Source organism: Acidihalobacter aeolianus, from assembly GCF_001753165.1.
Taxonomy (GTDB): domain Bacteria; phylum Pseudomonadota; class Gammaproteobacteria; order DSM-5130; family Acidihalobacteraceae; genus Acidihalobacter; species Acidihalobacter aeolianus.
Window position 1 is genome coordinate 768,146 of sequence record NZ_CP017448.1, and the last position, 18,808, is coordinate 786,953.

Annotated in this window: 9 protein-coding genes and 1 pseudogene; 4 read left to right on the forward strand and 6 right to left on the reverse strand. The window is 60.0% G+C overall.

Annotation, left to right across the window (positions count from 1 at the left end):
* Positions 1-4 precede the first annotated feature (4 nt).
* Genes BJI67_RS03530 through BJI67_RS03540 form a run of 3 tightly spaced genes read right to left on the reverse strand, consistent with a single transcriptional unit; the run spans position 5 to position 6,644 of the window.
* Complete coding sequence (locus BJI67_RS03530; protein ID WP_070071860.1) at positions 5-3,262, reverse strand: type I restriction endonuclease subunit R; 3,258 nt, start codon at positions 3,260-3,262, stop codon at positions 5-7.
* The gene (locus tag BJI67_RS03535) at positions 3,262-4,620 is read right to left on the reverse strand and encodes a restriction endonuclease subunit S (RefSeq protein WP_070071861.1); all 1,359 of its coding nucleotides are present in this window, start codon (positions 4,618-4,620) and stop codon (positions 3,262-3,264) included. Before BJI67_RS03535 ends, BJI67_RS03530 begins: the two co-directional genes overlap by 1 nt.
* Entirely contained in the window at positions 4,617-6,644 is a 2,028-nt protein-coding gene (locus BJI67_RS03540; protein WP_070071862.1) for a type I restriction-modification system subunit M, read from the reverse strand. Before BJI67_RS03540 ends, BJI67_RS03535 begins: the two co-directional genes overlap by 4 nt.
* Positions 6,645-6,778: 134 nt before the next feature.
* Here BJI67_RS03540 and BJI67_RS17235 point away from each other — a divergent pair.
* From BJI67_RS17235 to BJI67_RS03565, 4 genes and pseudogenes are all read left to right on the forward strand, one after another.
* Positions 6,779-7,491: pseudogene (locus BJI67_RS17235) on the forward strand (IS5 family transposase); the annotation flags it as partial.
* 5 nt (positions 7,492-7,496) lie between these two features.
* Positions 7,497-10,847 carry a bifunctional diguanylate cyclase/phosphodiesterase gene (locus tag BJI67_RS03555; protein WP_156782010.1) on the forward strand — a complete coding sequence of 1,117 codons (3,351 nt, stop codon included), beginning with the start codon at positions 7,497-7,499 and terminating at the stop codon, positions 10,845-10,847.
* 75 nt (positions 10,848-10,922) lie between these two features.
* Entirely contained in the window at positions 10,923-12,107 is a 1,185-nt protein-coding gene (locus tag BJI67_RS03560; protein ID WP_197513287.1) for an MFS transporter, read from the forward strand.
* 37 nt (positions 12,108-12,144) lie between these two features.
* Entirely contained in the window at positions 12,145-12,783 is a 639-nt protein-coding gene (locus BJI67_RS03565; RefSeq protein WP_197513288.1) for a LysE family translocator, read from the forward strand.
* A 4-nt stretch (positions 12,784-12,787) separates the two neighbouring features.
* Here BJI67_RS03565 and BJI67_RS03570 read toward each other — a convergent pair whose 3' ends face one another.
* From BJI67_RS03570 to BJI67_RS03580, 3 genes are all read right to left on the reverse strand, one after another.
* Entirely contained in the window at positions 12,788-14,164 is a 1,377-nt protein-coding gene (locus tag BJI67_RS03570) for an NAD-dependent succinate-semialdehyde dehydrogenase (RefSeq protein WP_070071864.1), read from the reverse strand.
* A gap of 306 nt (positions 14,165-14,470) precedes the next feature.
* Positions 14,471-15,952: an FMN-binding glutamate synthase family protein gene (locus BJI67_RS03575; RefSeq protein WP_070071865.1), complete on the reverse strand. Its 1,482-nt coding sequence runs from the start codon at positions 15,950-15,952 to the stop codon at positions 14,471-14,473.
* A gap of 92 nt (positions 15,953-16,044) precedes the next feature.
* Positions 16,045-18,735 (reverse strand): putative bifunctional diguanylate cyclase/phosphodiesterase, encoded by a 2,691-nt coding sequence (locus BJI67_RS03580; RefSeq protein ID WP_070071866.1) that lies wholly within the window; start codon positions 18,733-18,735, stop codon positions 16,045-16,047.
* Positions 18,736-18,808: the final 73 nt, after the last annotated feature.

Genomic DNA, 18,808 nt, shown 5'->3' on the forward strand with positions numbered 1-18,808 from the left:
CGGCTTAATCCATATCCAGGTCGATGTCTTGGCCTTCGCGCAGCAGGTCATACACCACGTCAACCAATGCGGCCATGCCCTGACGATCAGACTTGAGCACCTGGGTGGCTAGCTTCTGGTGGCTGGACAAAGCACGTACGACCGCTTGCTGAACAGCGCCGGGCAAGTTGCCTTTCATGGCCTGTTCGCGGGTGTTACTTTCCACCTGAGCCATCACCACATCGCTTTCACCGGCGATTGAAAAGATCTGATTCACGAAGGCCACCTGATCCTGAATCGGCGTTGCCTCACCAAACAGGCTGTTGAGCCGCTCAATAATCTCTTTGACGAATTTCGGCTTGTCGCCTGCCACACCACCACCGCCTGCACCTACCGGTTGCAGTACCGGGGTTTCGCCTTCGTCCTCCGCGTTATCTGAACGAGCATTGATGTCGAAACCGGTGAGCACCAGGCCGGTCAAGTCCACGGTTTCAGGTGCTTCGTGCAATAGACGCTTTTGCAATAGCTTGGCGAAGGCGGCGAAGTTCTCCAGCTCCGGGTCGCCAAAATCAATCAGTTGGGCGATATAGGAGTAGGTACGACAAAAACGCCCCAAATCCGACTTGAAGCCAATCAGTGCCTTGATTTGCTCGGCGTACTCATCCTGATGGTGGTCAGCAGACTTCATGCCCGCCTCATCACCCTTGGCGCGGGCCTTCTCAAAAGCCGCCTCCCAGGTCGCCATGCCATCGCGCAGCATCTTCATCTTGTCGTTATACAAGGCCGTCGCTCCAGCAGTGGCGGCATACAGCGCCTTGTGCTGTGGCGATTTGGTATGGGTGATATCGCGGATGGTCTTGAAGCGTGCTTCCTTGAACGCAGCCAAGTCCTTCTCGTCATACAGGCCGTGCTCGTCCAAGCGCTCCTTGATCTCGTAGACCACATTGAGGTCTTGCACTTCGTCGATGTGAGCGCCCTTGTCATAGGTGGTAAAGGCCTGACGCACGTTCTCCGGGTCGTTCACAAAGTCGATGATAAAGACCTCATCCTTACCGGGCGCCGTCCGGTTGAGACGGGAGAAGGTCTGCACAATCTCCACATGGTTGGCGATTTTCTTGTCTACATACATGGCGACCAGTTTGGGCTGGTCAAAGCCGGTCTGGAACTTGTCGGCCACCAACATCACCCGGTATTCAGGGCGGTCAAAGGCAAAGCGCAAATCCTGCCCTTGGACATCCGGGTTCATGCTCTGCTCAGTGAACTCTTCGTTCTCATCGACGATAAACACATCGTCCTTATACTCACCGTCATCCTGGTGCATCACCTGCTTACCGGTCATCTTGCCGGAGAAGGCCACCAGTGAATGAATAAAGCCGTACTCGCTGTGCTGCTCGATATAGCGGTCAAACGCCTTCTTGTAGCGAATGGCGGCGGCACGGGAGCTGGTGACCACCATGGCCTTGGCCTTGCCATCCAGCCGGTGGGCGACGTTCTTGGTGAAGTGCTCAACGATAAACTGCACCTTTTGGGTCACATTGGTGGGGTGCAGGGACATCCACTGTGCCAAGGCGCGTTTGGCGGCCTTCCCGCTCACCCGCTTGCTGTCTTCAATCTGCTTGGAAAGGTTGAAGGCCGTTTTGTAGGGCACATAGCCTTTCAGCACATCGAGAATGAACTTCTCCTCGATGGCCTGGCGCATGGTGTACAGGTGGAAGGCTTGCGGCGGGTTATCGTCCGAGGCCGGTTGGCTTGGATCGGTCGGGCGACCGAACAGCATCAACGTGGAGTGCTTGGGCGTACCGGTAAAGGCGAAGTAGCTGATATTCTTTGGTCGGGCGCGGGACTTTTGCAGTTGTTCCAGCAACTCATCCACCGTCATGGTGGACATCTTGCCTTGCCCGCTCATTCCCAGTGCGGCTTGCAGCTTGGCGGCGGTAGCGCCGGTCTGCGAGTTATGCGCCTCATCAATGATCACCGCAAAGTTTTTCCCTTTCAGGGCTTTGTCAGTGATGATGGCTTCCATTGCATAGGGAAAGGTCTGGATCGTTACCACCACAATCGGCGTACCAGACAACAGGGCTTCCGAGAGCTGCTTGCTCTTGGACTTGGATGACTTTTGCCGGTCAATGGCGGCGATCACGCCAAACTGGTGGTCAATCTGCTTCACCGCATCCTGGAGCTGGCTGTCCAGCACATTGCGGTCGGTGACGATGATCACGCTGTTAAATACCGCATCGCCGTTATCTTCGCGCAGTTTCACCAAGTCATGGGCCGTCCAAGATATTGTGCTGGTCTTGCCGGAACCGGCGCTGTGGTCACACAGGTAGGTCATGCCTGCACCGTTTACGCGGGCATCGGCCAGCATCTGGTTCACTGCCGTCCATTGGTGGAAACGTGGGAAAATCAGGGTTTCTTTCTTTGACCAGTTACCCTGAATATCCACCACGTCCTTTTTCTCGATGTAGACAAAACTATGAAAGATACGTAGCCAGGCATCCGGTTGGCAGACTTCCTCCCAAAAGTAGGCTACTGGGTACTCCTGGGTGCCATCGGGCTTGACCTCACCGGGCGGGTTGCCCGCATGTACCGTACCGCTTTCGTCCTTGCGACCCTTGTTGAACGGCAGGAAGAACGTATTTTCCCCTTCCAGCTTGGTTGCCATCATGATTTCGGAATCGGACATGGCAAAGTGCACCACCGCCCCGCGCTTGAATGTCAGTAGCGGTTCTCTGCGCTTGGTCTTGGGATCGTAGGGCAAACGGTCATTTCGGTATTGATCCATCGCCGCTTCAGCCGACTGGGTGAAGTCGGTTTTAAGCTCCACCGTCGCCACGGGTAGGCCGTTGATAAACAGCACCAGATCAATGGCAAATTCACGGGCTGGGTGATACTTCAGCTCCGGCACCACGCGCAGGATATTGGCCTGGTAGCGCTCAATGACTGCTGCATTGCGCTTGTCTTCCGGTGCGGCCTCGGTCATCTCGATCAGGCCACAACCGGCAATGGAAAAGCCCTGGCGCAACACCTGCATGGTGCCTTGTTTCTCCAGCGCTTTATCCAGCCGCGCCATCAGCACCTCAAGGGTCTTAGCCCCGTTAAGCCGTTCCAGCTTGTCCCACTTTTCCTGCTGGCCGCTGCTCTTGATCCAGCTTTCCAGGTCTTCGGGGTATACCGCCCGCTCGGTGTCGTAGTGCTGAGTGTCGCCTAGTTTCCAGCCCTGCTCTACCAGCCGGTCGATGATGTATTGCTGGAAGTGTTTTTCCTGATGGGCGGATGCCTGCATTATTGTTCTCCTCGCAAATCAATCTGGCCGGTAACAGCGGCGGTGATAAAGGCCGAGCGGCGCTCTTTGAGTAGGGTAATACTTTGCTCTGCCTTGCCAATCAACGCATCAATGCGGGCGGTTTCGCGGTCGAGGGCGGCGGCGATGGTGGCTTGTTCGTCAAGAGAAGGAGCAGCGACACCCTCATCAAGATATTGCTCAGAATCCAGATTTTGAATCCCTGTAGATTGCTTAATGGAACGTAGATTTATCTTGAGCGCATACATAGATGCCATTAGATAATTTAGCCATGCGGACTCGGCCTTTTTCGACGGCTTTATAACTGCTACAAAGTTGGAGCAAACGGCAGGCTCTTCTCCCAGATAGCGCACATTTGCACCCACTAATGTTTGTGCGCCGCCTCCTGATTTCTCAAGGAGAATGTCTCCTTTGGAAACTAACCGGCTATCTTGGTGTTCCTTGGTAATCTGCCGATACGTTGAGGGGTTACAAATGACAACGTTGTTATCCCTATCGAAATCTGCAACCCGAATACATAATGTATCCGAGCCATCTTCCAGTGGGTCATCACCCCAAACGCCATTCTGGCATTGGGATATTAAGTGCTTCAGCCTTTTTACCTCCCAATGCTCCGGCACCTGCCCAATCCACTCAACGCCGGAATCCTTCATCTTCACGTTGGGGTCTAGCCCCTTGGTGACCGCATGGGTAATCAGCGCCTGACGCTTTTCCTTCAGCAGATCGATAAAGCGGGTTTTCTTCTGGATTAGCGAATCAATACGGGCGGTTTCGCGGTCGAGGGCGGCTGCGATGGTGACTTGTTCTTCTGGTGGAGGGAGCGCTACTGGGGCATTACCAATAGTATTTTGATTCAGGCCATATCGGGTTATTCCTGGCGACTCAACAAAGAAGTAAGCTTTTGTATGATCCGACTGGATCGAACGATGGATATAGCTCCCATGGTTATCATTTAAGGCACGAATCATAGTGAGATGATAGCCACAAACCACTCCAGGCATATCATGTGGAACAAAGGCAGGAACCCCTATGTCGGAAGGGTCTTCCGAATCCTTCGTGATAATGACATCACCTTTTTTCAGAGTGAACTGCTCAATCTCGTGGGCGCTGGCAGTAGCCTGCATGAAAGGCATATCATTACTGATGAATTCGTTGTAATAGACGTCCGTGTAGTTACAAAGCTTAACTGTCTGCTGGTCTTCATAGCTCTTCTTGTCTACTCCACTATTAGAGTAACGCCCGATATGACGTAGCCTTTTCACCTCCCAATGCTCCGGCACCTGCCCAATCCACTCAACGCCGGAATCCTTGTACGCGGGATACGCTTTGTACTGGCTCATTCGCTGGCCACCTCTGCCAGTAGCGCGGCAATCTCGGCTTCCACCTGCTTCAGGTCTTCATCAATATCATGCAGCTTGCGCGGCGGCTGGTACTGATAGAAGAAGCGGTTGAAGTTGATCTCATAGCCGACGCGGCCCAGCTTGCCATCCTTCGCATCGGTAAAGCTCTCGTCCAGATAGGCATCCGGGACATGGGGCAGCACTTCGCGGGCGAAGTAGTCTTCAATGTCCTCCAGGTAAGGAACATTTTCGTAATCGGTCAGATCAGTATCCGGCACCAGGTTGCCGTTGGCATCTGTGACGGGCTCGGCTTCCGGGTCTTTGTGACCAAAGGCGTTGATCAGCGCGGTGATAAAGGTCTTGTTGGCCTTGACCTTGAGCTTCTTGGCTTCGTCGGACTTGATCGCGCCCTTGGCAAAGGTTTCTGCCCAGCCATAGGTCTGCGTTTGCCCGATCAGCGGCTTGAGGGCGTCGCGCCAGAATGCCTGATGCGCGTCAGAGAGCTTTTCCCAAGTGGGGTCAGCTTCCAGGCGCTCCATGCCCGCCTTATCCAGTTCTAGGATCATGCGCAGCGGGCGCAGTACCTTGATACGGCGGTAGCCAAAGGTGCGGTAGTCGAGCATCCGGGAAAGCGCATCGGTTTCCCCAGCGGCGTAGATGTCCAAAATCTGGCGGCGCTGATCATCGCTGACAATACGGCGCTTGTTGCCCTCGTTGCGGATTGAAGTCCACAGATCGGTGGCGTTGATCAACTGCACCTTGCCTTTGCGCTCCTGCGGCTTCTTATTGGACAGAATCCACAGGTAGGTGGCGATATTGGTGCGGAAGAACAGATCCGTTGGCAGGGCCACAATGGCTTCAATCAGGTCGTTTTCCAGCAACCAGCGGCGGATTTCCGATTCGCCAGACGCGGCACCACCGTTGAATAGTGGCGAACCGGACAGCACGATAGCGGCGCGGCCACCGCCGTTGATCGGCAGTTCCAGTTTGCTGGCAAGGTGCATCAAAAACAGCATGGAGCCATCGCTGATTTTCGGCAGGCCCGGCCCAAAGCGGCCCAATTCGCCTTTTTTGTGTTCCGCTTCGACGGCGTTTTTGTCCTTCTCCCATTTCTTCCCAAACGGGGGATTGGACAGACAGTAGTGGAAACGCTCACCGGCAAACTGGTCGTTGGACAGCGTACTGCCCTGACGAATGTTCTTCGACAGATCGCGGCCAGGGTCGGATTCCAGACGGCGGATCAGCATACCGGCCACACAAACCGCATGGGTTTCTGGTTCCAGCTCCTGCCCGTGCGGCACCAGAACCGGCGGTACCTTGTCGCGGCCACCGTAATCGCCCACATGGTTCATGGCATCAGTGAGGAACCCACCCGTGCCGCAGGTCGGGTCATACAGGGTACGAATCAAACCGGGGTTGGCCTCAAACAGGGCGTCATCCGGGTCAAGCAAAAGTGCGGTTGCCAGGTGAACGATGTCACGCGGCGTCATGAAGTCCTCGGCCCCTTCGTTGACCTCAGCACCAAAGCGGCGAATCAGGTGTTCGTAGATATTGCTCATCACCCGATCCGGCACCACCTCAGGGTGCAGGTCGATCTTGGCGAAGTTCTGGCAAATCTTGTACAGCAAGCCAGCCTTCTCCAGCCGGATCACGGTATTGCCGAACTCGAACTCCTCGAAGATAGCGCGGGCGTTATCCGAAAACAGGGCGATGTAGTCTTCCAGATTGCGGCGCGTCTTGGTGCTACCGAGGGTGCCAAGGGAGTATTCTGAGGTGTTGTAGAAGGGGTATTCAGCGGTTGAGCGCAGAATGGTGTCCAGCTCAACATCGGCATCCTTGAAAGCGGCGTATGCCTCTCTCACCGCCTCGCGGGTCGGCTCCAACGCACACTCCAGGCGGCGCAGCAAGGTAAACGGCAAGATGATCTTGCCAAAGTCCGTATGTTTGAAGTCCCCCCACAGGTCTTCCGCGTTCTTCCAAATAAAGTCAGCCTGTGAAGCTGCCGATCCCGTAAATTCGTTCATCCTGGCCTCCAACCACCTTTTGCACGAAACGCTATCATGATCAGCTGATGATTATCAACCATATTTTGCACAAAAGGGACTGGATTCCATTTCCGGGCTAAATCTGCGATCCTACCTCAGAATGCAAATAGCCTATAAAAATATCCAACCTACAGGTGCTTAACGCGATCCTGTACGTGGCCGAGCATGGCTGCAAGTGGCGTGGCTTACCGGTCCGTTTCGGTCGCTGGCACAGCATCTATATGCGCGCCAATCGCTGGGCCAAACAGGGCGTGCTGGATCGAGTCTTCCTGGCGCTGCAGGAAAACGACGTGATTAATATCCAAGTCGATCATGTCTCGCTCGATTCCACAGCCGTCAAGGTTCATCCAGACGGAACCGGTGCTTTAAAAAAAACGGTCCTCAATCTATCGGCAAATCCCGCGCCGGATGGACAACCAAGATTCATCTGGTCGCCGCCGGAGCCAATCGAGCCGTAGCCTTTCGACTTTCCCCGGGACAGGCCGGAGATGCACCAGAAGGCAGAAAACTGCTCAAAAGCCTGGAGCACTGCGGCTGGGAAGGCACCTCGGTCATCATGGACCGCGCCTATGAGGGTGACGAGACGCGCCAGCTCGCGCTGGATCTGGGTATGACCCCAGTGGTGCCGCCCAAGCGCAATCGGCTCACGCCTTGGGAATACGATCTTGAACTTTACAAGAAGCGCAATGAAGTCGAGCGACTATTCCGAAGACTCAAAGGATTTCGGCGCATCTTCTCACGCTTCGATAAGCTCGATGTCGTCTTCACCTTCTTCATCCACTTCGCTCTCATCGTCGATACACTTATTAGTGTGAACAGGCCCTAGGTGGGTTGATACGTAGTCTGGAACCCTTGCTGCTGACCGAGGTCGACGAATCCGCTCTGTTACGTGATGTGCTGGAAAGGATGGGCGGCTTTCCGGGCATTGATGCCGTCTGGTACGGGTACATGGATGGCGAGGGTGGCACGCGACCGGCGCTGGTGCGAGATAACGGATTGGATTCGTCACCGCCGATGCCCGGATTCAATGGGGAACTCGCCATTACGAGCGACTGGTCGACTGACCCTGACGCTCAGTTGTGGCGCGAGAGCGGCCCCGGCTGGTCCTCATCCGTGATATTGCCGCTACCGAACGATTCGGGGCCGCAGGGCATTGTCGCGTTATACAGCCGGGACACAGGTAGGTTCTCCAGCCGCGATCAAGCCGAGTGGGCGCATTTCGCCCGCCTGCTCGGGCTGGCTTTGCAGCGCTGTCGCGGGCGGGCCTCGGAGCAGGCCTATGCGCGCCTGCTCGACGCCATCGTCCGTACGCACGAGAGCTTCGATCCGGATGCCGATGAAGCCGCGATCGCGGACAGTTTCGTCGGTATCTTGCACGATTCCTCCCTGTTTCCCATCGTCTGGGTTGGCCGGCAGCAGCCAGGCGGGGAGCTTGAGGTGCTTGCCAGCCGCGGCGTGAGCGCGGATATCAAAGCGGCCTATCTCGAAGCGCATCGCGCGGCCCAGGCGGCCGGCGCGCCGCTGCTGTTCGATCAAGTGATGGAGAGCGGCGAATCGCGCTGGCGCGAGGACTACCAGCAGGAAGCGATCCTCGATAACCCGGTGATGCAGGGCTGGCGCGAACAGGTGGATGTTTCCGGACTGCGCCTGGTAGCGATGAGTCCGATTCCGCTCGGCGGCGATGTCTGGGGTGTGCTGACGGCGAACAGCTTTGCCAGAGTGGTCGATTTCGAGCGATTGTTACCGGTGCTCGAGCGAGGCGCGCGTACCTTGGGGCTTGCCATCGAACGCCGCTCCCGTGAGCGTGAGCTACGCGATGCGCTGGCCGAGCTGGACCTGGAGTCCCGCGCGATTGCCGCCGCGCAGCAGGGCATTTCCATCGCGGACATGCGTCAGCCCGAGCAGCCACTGATCTTCGTCAACCCAGCTTTTACGCGAATCACGGGCTACGCTCCGGCCGACGTCCTGGGCTGCAACTGCCGCGTTCTGCAGGATGAGACGACGGATCCAGCGGCGCGCAATCAGCTGCGTGACGCAATCGAAGCGCGGCAACCGGTGACCGTGGTGTTACAGAACCGGCGCAAGGATGGCGGCCATTTCTGGAACGAGGTATCGCTCTCGCCAGTGATCGCCGAGGACGGCCAGCTCACGCATTACATTGGGTTGCAAACCGACGTCACCGATCGAGTGCATGAGGAAATCTACCGCCGGCAGATGGCAACTGTGGTCGAAAACATGCAGGAAGGTGTCGTGTTTACCGATGCTGATCTGCACATCCTGAGCGTGAATGAGGCGTTTACGCGGATTACCGGCTATACACGCGACGAGGTCATCGGCGAAAAGCCCGCAATACTTCGCTCAGATCGCCACGACAACCAGTTCTACGAGCAGCGTGAAGCGATTCTGCGTGAACGGGGATTCTGGCAGGGCGAGGTTTGGAATCGGGACAGCGACGGGGTTACATACCCGGCCATGCTTAGCATCAGCGCCGTCCACGATGCCAAGGGCGAGGTCCGGCATTATGTCGGCGTCTTCACGGACATCAGTACGCTCAAGGAGCGCGAACAGGCGCTGCAGCAGGCGGCCACGCGCGACTTTCTGACCGGGCTGCCCAATCGCTACGCCCTCGATCAGCGTATGGAGACGTGCCTGCCGCGTGCCATCAAGCAGCAAACCCTGCTGGCCATCGGACTGCTCGACCTCGATGGTTTCAAGGGTGTCAACGACACTTATGGGCACGAAACCGGCGATCAGTTGTTGACCCTGCTCGCTGAACGTCTGCGCAAGACGCTGCGCAGCTCGGATTTTCTGGCGCGACTCGGGGGTGACGAGTTTGTGCTGCTGATGGAGGACATTCGTCGCTGGAGCGACGTCGAAATACTGCTCGAACGCCTGGGTGCTGTGTTCGACGAAAACTTCCTCGTCGGAGATCTGGAACTCAGGCTCGGTGCGAGTCTGGGTCTGACCCTGTACCCCATCGACGAAGCCCGGCCGCGTGATTTGCTGAGGCATGCCGACCACGCGTTGTATGTGGCCAAGGGACACGACCGTAAACCCGGTCTCAGTCATGCCCTGTATGCATACAACCCGGCGGAGCACGAGTCCGCGGCGTCCGCGCCGGGGACCTCAGAGCCTACATTTGCGCGGGCCAGGGAGTTGGTGCCGCAGAACATCGAGGTTTATTACCAGCCCGTCTTCGATCTGCCCGCCCAGAAGATGTGTGAGGTCGAAGCCCTGGCGCGCCTGCGCTATCTGGATGGAACCTGGGGTGCCGACGATTTTCTCGATAAGTTGCCTCCCATGGACGTGCGCCGTACCAGCTTTGTCGTGCTCGACCAAGCGCTCGCCCAGGCTCGGCGCTGGGCTGCAGACGGCATGGAATTGGGTGTATCGGTCAATTTCGAGCCGCTGGATCTGCTGGCACCGGGCACGGCGCTGGCGATCGAGTCACGGCTTGAGGCCCATCGGATCGATCCGGCGAAACTGACCCTCGAAATCGTCGACAGCGGCCGTATTCTGACCAATCCGGTCATGGCGGAGCACCTGCTGGCATTAAAGAAACTAGGGATCGGACTGGCGCTCGATGACCTCGGCAGTACCTACGCGAGCCTCGAGCGACTGCGCAGCCTGCCCTTCGATACGCTCAAGCTCGACCGTGCCTTCGGCATGCGTCTCGACCGGAGTCCTGTGGATCTGCGTTTTCTGCTGAGCCTTGTGGATCTGGCACAGAGCCTGGCGGTCGATCTGGTGGTCGAGGGTGTCGATTCGGCGGAAACCCTGGCGGCCGTGCAGGCGCTCGGCGTCACCCGGGTGCAGGGTTATCTTCTGGCCCCGCCGTTGACCGGTGGGCAGGTGCTCAGGCATGTCGTTACAACGCCAGTGGCGCAGCAGGATGCGCCGTTGCCAGCCTATGCGCGCCATCTGATCTGGGCACGTGGCGTACGCAGCCGCCTGCTCGACACCGCCTCAGGCGCGCTCGATGCCGGAGAGTCGCCCCTGCACCAAGCCGCGCTGCGCTTTCCCGGCTTGTCTGGCATGCTCGAGCGCTATACCTCGATCCTTCATGATACGGTCGCGGGACAGCTTACCCGCGAGGTTGCGGTGCTGCTGATCGATACCGTGGAACGTGAAATCATGCAGTTGCTCGACGCTCGGTACCGGCAGCCTGCGGACGGCGACTGAGCCGCGGCAGGGTTTCTTCCGGAGTGGTGGTAGGTGGCGTATGCTGCTGCCCCCGGCGTCAGCAAGGACTCCTGCTTGAGGCAATCCCGCGATACCGTTGCTGCAACTGCGGGCATCAGCCCGGCGCTGGTGCTGACCATGGCCGTCGCCACCGGGATGACGGTGGCCAACATCTACTATGCGCAGCCGCTGCTCGATACCCTGGCCAAGGCCTTCGGCGTACCGGTACACACTGCCGGCCTGATCGTCACGGTCACCCAGCTCGGTTATGCGGCCGGGTTGATGTTCCTGGTGCCACTCGGCGACCTGCTCGAACGTCGGCGGCTCGTCGTGACGGTGACCGTACTGACCAGCGGCGCGCTGGTGTTCGCTGCGATGGCGCCGGATATCGGCCTTTTCTTCGCCGCGTCTCTCGCGATCGGCGTCACGTCCGTGGTGGTGCAGATTCTGGTACCGTTCGCCGCGCATCTGGCGGCCGATCATGCGCGCGGGCGGGTGGTCGGGCGGGTGATGAGCGGGTTGCTGCTCGGCATCCTGCTGGCGCGCACGGTGTCCGGCCTGATGGCCGACGCCTTCGGCTGGCGCAGCATCTTCTGGCTGGCCGCCGGCGTCATGCTGATCCAGGCGCTGGTGCTCGCCCGGGTGCTGCCGGCCGATCCCGGCAAGGCTCGCGTACCTTATCCTGAGCTGTTGCGTTCGGTGCTCCACCTGCTGCGCGACGAGCCCGTGCTGCGCCGACGGATCGTCTACGGGGTGTGCGTGTTCGCGAGCTTCAGCGCGCTGTGGACCGCATTGCCGTTTCTGCTCGCCTCCCCGCCCTATGGCTACAGCCTGGCCGACATCGGCGCGTTCGGCTTGCTCGGGGTGGCCGGCGCGATGGCCGCCTCCGTGGCCGGCCATCTGCACGACCGCGGACATGCGCGCATCGCCACCGGGGGCGCGCTCGCCCTGGTGATGCTGGCCTTCGCGCTGATGGGGGTCTTCCCGCATGCGCTGGCCGCCCTGGTGGTCGGCATCGTGGTGCTGGATCTGGGGGTACAGGGTACGCAGATCCTGAATCAGAGTGCGATCTACCAGCTACGTCCCGAGGCGCGCAGCCGTCTGACCACCGCGTACATGACCTGCTACTTCGCCGGCGGCGCGGCCGGTTCGGCCGGGGCGGCCTACGCCTACAGCCTGGCGGGCTGGACGGGTGTTGCCGCCGTCGGCACGGCGGCGCCGCTGCTGGCGCTGCTCTACTGGCTGAGCGATCGGATCTGAGGTATCGCATGCGCGCGCCGCGTCTGGAGCAGACGAGATGATGAACCTGCAGCTATGGCTGGTCTTCGCGCTGACGGTGTTCGTGCTGAGCATGATCCCAGGCCCGTGCATGCTGCTCGCCGCCACGCACGGCATGCATCACGGCAGCCGGCGGACCCTGGTCACCACCGCGGGCGCGCTGTCGGCGCTGGTGTTGATGATGCTGGCATCGGCGGCCGGGCTGGGCGCACTGTTTGCGGCCTCGGCACCGGCCTTCGCGGCGGTGAAGTGGGCGGGAGCCGCCTATCTCGTGTATCTCGGCGTGCGCACCTGGCGCTCCGGCGGGCAGGAGGGCGTCGGCCTGCGGTTGGCGGGCGAGGAGGGTGTGCGGCGATCCGCCTGGCAGCGCTACCGGCAGGGCTTTGCCGTCGCCGCGAGCAATCCCAAGGCGATCGTGTTCTTCGGCGCGCTGTTCCCCCAGTTCATCGACCCGACGCGGCCGCAGGCGGTGCAGTACGCGTTGCTGTGCGCCACCTTCGTGAGCATCGAGACGGCCTGGCAGATGGCCTATGCCTTCGGCGGCATGCGTCTCGCCGCATGGTTCGGCGATCCCGGGCGGTTGCGCACGTTCAATCGCCTGAGCGGCGGGATGTTCGTGGGTCTCGGCGTGCTGCTGTCGACGGTGCACCGCAGCTGAGGTTTCAGCCCGGTCCCTCGACCCACACCGAGTGGACGTTGACGAACTCGCGGATGCCGTGAATCGACAGTTCGCGTCCGTAACCCGAATGGCGGATGCCGCCGAAGGGCATGCGCGGATCGGACTTCGACATCGTGTTGACGAAGGCCGCGCCCGATTCGATGCCCTCGGCCGCGATGCGCTCGCCGCGGACGAGGTCGCGTGTCCACACCGCACCCGACAGGCCGAATTCGGTGCCGTTGGCCACGCGCAGCGCCTCGGCCTCGTCGCGCACGCGGATCAGCGTGGCGACCGGGCCGAACAGTTCCTCGGACCAGGCGGCCATGCCCGGTTCCACATCGGTCAGCACCGTCGGGGGGTAATAGGCGCCGGGACCCGCCGGGACCTCGCCGCCGACCAGGATGCGTGCGCCGGTGATCGCGCTGCGCCGCACCTGGTCGGCGAGTTCGTCGCGCAGGTCGATGCGCGCCATCGGGCCGACCTGGGTATCGGGGTTGCGGGGATCGCCCATGCGCAGTCTGCCGACCGCCTCGACGAACTTGCGCTCGAAGGCGTCGTAGACCTCGTCCACCACGATGAAGCGCTTGGCGGCGATGCAACTCTGCCCGCCGTTCTGAAAACGGGCAATAACTCCAACCTCGACGGCACGTTCGAGATCGGCGTCCTCGAGCACGATGTAGGGGTCCGATCCGCCGAGTTCGAGCACGCATTTCTTCAGCGCCCGCCCCGCCTCGGAGGCCACTGCGCGGCCGGCACGCACGCTGGAGGTGATGCTGACCGCGGCGATGCGCGGGTCGTGGATTGCCGCGGTCGTTTCCGGAATATCGACCAGCAGGCTGCGGAACAGGTGCTTGGGGAATCCGGCCTCGCGGAATGTACGCTCCAGCGCCAGGCTGCAGCCGAACACGTTGGGCGCGTGCTTGAGCACGGCGCCGTTGCCCGCCATCATCGCCGGCGCGGCGAAGCGCAGTACCTGCCAGAAGGGGTAGTTCCAGGGCATGATCGCCAGCACCACGCCGAGCGGCCGGAAGTTCACGTAACTGCGATAGGCCTCGGTCTTGACCGGCTCCGGACGCAGGAATGCCTCGGCATGGTCGGCGTAGAAGCGGCAGACCCAGGCGCACTTTTCCACCTCGGCGACACCCTGGGCGTGCAGCTTGCCCATCTCGTGGCTCATCAGCGTGGCGAATTCGTCCTTGGCTTCGACCAGCCGGTCGGCCAGCGCGTGGAAACGCGCGGCGCGTTCGGCAAAGTCGGTGGCAGCCCATTCACGCTGTGCCGCCACGGCCCGGTTCAGTGTGTCGTTGATTTGGTCGGCGCTCATCGCGTCGTAGGTGGTGACCGTTTCGCCGGTGGCGGGATCGATGCTCCGGAATGACATGCAGACTCCTCTTTGTATTATTTTTTTGCCGCTTTGCACAGCGGTCCTGGCGGTTCATGCGTCGCTCGTCCGTACACGCGTGCTTGCTATGCACACGGCTATACGATAGCCCGACCTGGCTCAATAGGGCAGTACACCATGGCGGTGCCATCGGACACTGAATCGCAAGGACCAAGTTTAGCGTAACCGTGCCGGATTCTTAGAGAGTTGCCGATTGCACGTGTGCAGTCCGGATTGGCACCCGGTACTCGCGAAGATTCTCCAGCGCTGGAGGCGAAGGAGGGGGCAGATAACCGCGGGTAAGAATCAGATCAGGCGTTCGGCCAGCGGGACGATCTGCGGGTGACCCCCGACCAGCAGGCAATGCTGTCGGGTCAGTGCGCGTGGGTGGGCGGCGCCGCAGCTATGCGCAATCGTTTCCAGGCCGTGCCGCATTTCCGCCACGTAATTGGCGACACGCACCGATTTTTCCCGCGGGTCGAGACCGCGCTGTAGGCGAGCGTTGTGCGTGGTGATGCCCGTCGGGCAGGTATTGCGGTTGCAGCGCAGGGCCTGGATGCAGCCGAGCGCGAACATGAAGCCGCGTGCGCTGACCACGAAGTCGGCGCCGGCGCAGAAGGCCCAGGCCATTTCCACCGGGGTCACCAGCTTGCCCGAGGCGACGATGCGCACGCGCTCGCGCAGGCCATGTCGTTCGAGCGCATCGACGACCGCCGGCAGGGCGTGGCGCAGCGGCAGGCCGACGGCGTCGATCAGCGCGAGCGGTGCCGCACCGGTGCCGCCCTCGGCCCCGTCCACGGTGATGAAGTCGGGGGCGGACTCGATGCCGCGCTGTCGGATCGCCTCGCCCAGTTCGTCCAGCCAGGCCGGGTTGCCCAGCACGAACTTGATCCCGGTCGGCTTGCCGGTGACGGCGCGCACGTGGGCAATGAATTCCAGCAGTTCGCCGCTGTCGCCGATCTCGGGATGGCGGTTGGGTGAGAGGGAGTCGGTGCCGGGCTCGATGCCGCGGATACGCGCGATCTCGGGCGTGACCTTGGCGGCGGGGAGGATGCCGCCCTTGCCCGGCTTGGCGCCCTGGCTGAGCTTGATCTCGAACATGCGCACCTGGGGGTGGTCCGCGATTTCGCGCAGCCGTGTCTCGCTCAGGCGGCCGTCGGTCTCGCGAACGCCGTACTTGGCTGTGCCGATCTGGAAGACCAGATCGCAGCCGCCTTCCAGGTGATAGGGCGAGAGGCCGCCTTCGCCAGTGTTCATCCAGCATCCGGCCAGTGCCGCGCCCTGCGACAGCGCCCGTACTGCAGGGGCTGAAATCGCACCGTAGCTCATGCCCGAAATATTGATCAGCGACGGAGCGGCGTAGGGCTGCGGGCAGCCCGCGCCGATGAGCAGCGGCGGGGATGGATGGGCGTCGCGCTCCAGCACGGGATAGGGCGAATTGACGAACAGTACGGTGCCTGACTGCAGCAGCGGCTGGGTCGAGCCGAAGGCGACCGTATTGTTGCCGCCGCGTGCAGAACGATAGATCCATTCGCGTTCAGCGCGGTTGAAGGGCAGTTCCTCGCGATCGAGTGCGAAGAAATACTGACGGAAGAACTCGCCGAGCTTGGTGAACAGGCCGCGGAAGCGGCCGAGCACGGGGAAGTTGTGGCGGATCGCGTTACTCGTCTGGGCGAGATCGACGGCGAACAGCACTACGATGCCCAGTGCGACAAGTCCGACGACGAGGATGAAACTGGTGGCGAGGATGTCCGGCGTACGCCGGACGATATCCATGATGGGATCCATGCGGTCGAAATCCGAGGGTGGTAGAGAGTGTCGCCCTGGTGGCGGCAGGATACACTGATTGAAATATCTTATTTATTGATATTTCTATTCTATTAGATGGCGGGCGGGGCGTTTGGTTCGCCCGCCGCATCCTGTAGGTCTTTGAATCTGATCTGATCGGCGGGAAGAGGGCGGCTGAAATAATAGCCCTGGTATTGGTCGCAGTCTTGAGCGCGCAGGAAGTCGAGCTGATCGAATGTTTCGACACCTTCGGCAACCACTCGGATCTTCAGGCTGTGCGCCATGGCGATGATGGCCTTCACCAGTGCGGCGTCATCGCGATCGTTCACCAGATCGCGGATGAACGACTGATCGATCTTGAGTTTGTCGATCGGGAATCGCTTGAGATAGCTGAGACTGGAATAGCCGGTGCCGAAGTCGTCCAGGGAGAACTCAACGCCCATCTCCTTGAGAGACTGGAGCATGCGGATCGATGTGTCCAGGTTTTCCATGATCACGCTTTCGGTAATTTCCATGCCGAGGCGTTGCGGGTTGGCGCCGGTGCGTTCGATGGTGTTCGCGAACTGTTTGACCATGTCGCTTTGGCGGAACTGTCGCGGTGACAGGTTGACTACCACCCTGCCAGAGAACAGGCCATCGTTATCCCATTTCTGTATCTGCTTGCAGGCTGTTTCGAGCACCCATTCGCCGATCGGCAGGATCAGCGAGGATTCTTCGGCAACTGGGATGAATTGCGCGGGCGAGATAGGACCCATCTTCGTATGCGTCCAGCGCAACAGGGCTTCGAGAGCCACAATTCGGTGGTTTTTGACGTCAACGATGGGTTGATAGAAAAGAGCCAGTTCCTCATGTTCAAGCGCATGCCGCAGGTTGTTCTCCAGCATCAGCCGATGGGCCGCTTTGGCATCCATGTCCGGTGAATAGAACCGGCAGTTGTTGCGCCCCGAAGCCTTTGCCTGATACATCGCCGTATCGCTGTTCTTCAGCAGGGCAGTGACGTCCTCCCCGTCCTCTGGATAGATCGCGATGCCGAGGCTCGCGCCGCTGTGCAGCTCGTGTCCATCAATGTGATACGGCTGGGTGAGCGCTTCGATGATTTTATGTACAGCAATGCTCGCATCGTCGGGTTCTTGGATACGCGAAAGGATGACAATGAATTCGTCGCCACCCTGGCGGGCTACGGTATCGTCTTCCCGTAGGCATGCTTGTAGACGCAGGGCCACGGCACGCAACATGTCGTCCCCAACATTGTGCCCAAGGGAATCGTTGATCGTCTTGAAGTCATTGAGATCGATGTAGACAACCGCAAAACGCTCGCGGTAGCGATGGTTGGCGTGGATGGCTTGCTTGATGCGGTCTTCGAGGAGTGTGCGGTTGGGCAGACCGGTTAGCGGGTCGTGTGAGGCGATGTGCAGGATGCGCGCCTCCGCCTCCTTGCGGTGGGTGATGTCCTGCAGGGCGAGGATAAACTTGCGTTGGCCGCCTAGCACCATTTCACTGAGTCTGGCCTCGACAGGGAATGTGTCGCCATCGCGACGCAGGGCCTGGATTTCGAAGCTTTCATGCGCAGTGTTCAGATTGTCTCGCGAAATGTAGTTGGTGAAATGCTGCTCGAATTCGGGATGGCTTGCAGGTGGCAGCAAGTCGCGCACGCCAGCGCCCAGCAGTTCGCCGGCTGGGTAGCGGAATAACCTTTCGGCGACCGGGTTGACTGATTCTATGGTGCCTCCATCGGACAATGTGACGAGGCCCTCGTCGATATTGTCGAGGATGGTGCGAGTGCGCGTCTCGCTATCGCGCAAGCGCTCGCTGGCCTGGAGGGCCTCGCTTTCGGAGAGTGCCAGTTTCCTGACCAACGGGGTCACCAACCAGTAGAGCAGGAGAATGCCGGCAGCCAGGAAAAACAGCAGCATGATGCTGACCTCGCGGACCTGCCGGTAGATGGGTGCATAGAGTTCGTTGCTGTCGACCTTGAGCACCATGCCCAGGCCGAGGTTTTCGAGCGGCGCGCAGGCAGCGACGACCTCTCGCCCACGATAATCGCTCGTGGTGACTGTGCCGGAGCGTCCTTCGAAGGTGTAGGCCATGGGTAGCTTTCGCCCGTTGGCCAGAGGGGGTACGTCGCGATAGACGCGTCCGCTAAGCACGGTTGGGAAGCACTGCATGCCTTGTCGTGTGTTGCCGCAAACCACGAGTTCACCCGTCCTGCCGAGGGTTTGCGTCTCATAGAGCATTTGAGTGGCATCGGGCAACGGCGACTCGGCCTGGACGTAGCCTATCAGTCGATGACTGGCATCTAACATTGGGCTTTCTTGGGCAAGGATGAATCCTGCATCGTTCCACATCAGTTGCGAGGGTGTTGCTGTCTTCAGTAGTACGCTCAGCTGCGACTGAACAATCCTGTTTCCGGCAGAGGCCACCACGCGACGGTCGGGCATCAGAAAACGCACCATGGAAAAATCGTTGGGCAGGAAGGTGTCTGCCGCGAGCTGAATGGACCGCTGCGCTGCGGGGTTGGTGGGATCGATATCGAGCCGTTTGAGTTGGGTGATGATATACGGGCGTGTTGCGATCAACTTGAGTGTTCTGGTGCGCTGCTGAATCTTGGCGCTGAACAGCCGCATTCGGGTTTCCAGAGACAACAGCAGGCTGCGGTTGACGATGTTCTCCGCCTGATCCTCCATGACCAGAAAAATAGAAATGCTCGCCACCAGCGTAAGAGTGACGAGGATCAGACCCGCGATAATGCTGATGCGACGCTCGCGACGCTTTCGGGAGGCCATCCGAGGTTGTGCCTCATGGTGAACCGGTTGCCTGGTATATCTCTTATGAGTTGACTATAGCAGCCGGCTGAAC

Excerpts from the sequence above, each read along its gene's own strand:
- BJI67_RS03530 (WP_070071860.1), bottom strand. The coding sequence starts at position 3,262 with ATGCAGGCATCCGCCCATCAGGAAAAACACTTCCAGCAATACATCATC.
- BJI67_RS03535 (WP_070071861.1), bottom strand. The coding sequence starts at position 4,620 with ATGAGCCAGTACAAAGCGTATCCCGCGTACAAGGATTCCGGCGTTGAG.
- BJI67_RS03540 (WP_070071862.1), bottom strand. The coding sequence starts at position 6,644 with ATGAACGAATTTACGGGATCGGCAGCTTCACAGGCTGACTTTATTTGG.
- BJI67_RS03565 (WP_197513288.1), top strand. The coding sequence starts at position 12,145 with ATGATGAACCTGCAGCTATGGCTGGTCTTCGCGCTGACGGTGTTCGTG.
- BJI67_RS03570 (WP_070071864.1), bottom strand. The coding sequence starts at position 14,164 with ATGTCATTCCGGAGCATCGATCCCGCCACCGGCGAAACGGTCACCACC.
- BJI67_RS03575 (WP_070071865.1), bottom strand. The coding sequence starts at position 15,952 with ATGGATCCCATCATGGATATCGTCCGGCGTACGCCGGACATCCTCGCC.
- BJI67_RS03580 (WP_070071866.1), bottom strand. The coding sequence starts at position 18,735 with ATGGCCTCCCGAAAGCGTCGCGAGCGTCGCATCAGCATTATCGCGGGT.